The organism is Pseudomonas sp. FSL R10-1339 (assembly GCF_009600545.1).
GTDB lineage: Bacteria > Pseudomonadota > Gammaproteobacteria > Pseudomonadales > Pseudomonadaceae > Aquipseudomonas > Aquipseudomonas bubulae.
Map to the genome: position 1 here is coordinate 1 of NZ_WIVQ01000326.1, position 262 is coordinate 262.

General features: G+C 56.5%; 1 pseudogene. It reads right to left on the reverse strand.

Going from position 1 to position 262, the window contains the following annotated elements:
• Window positions 1–262: pseudogene (locus GHO03_RS25440) on the reverse strand (plasmid replication initiation protein); the annotation flags it as partial.

Consider the following 262-nt stretch of genomic DNA (forward strand, 5'->3'; position numbering starts at 1 on the left):
GTGCGGCTCGGGTGGCAATAGGTCCTGCTGATCAGGGGGAGGAAGCTCGGCCCCATCATCTACAACGGATTCTCCCGCATGCAGGACAGGGACATGACGTAATTCGATGTTGTCCCAGTCCTCGACTGGACGGCCTTGGTCGCTTTCGCTGACCACTACCTCAGCGTAGAAAGATGCATAGCGCTTGCCGCTGTGATCTCTCCAGACGACCTTTGAGTTGATCACGTAGCCATTGGCTGTCCCGATCTTCACGATCTGAAGC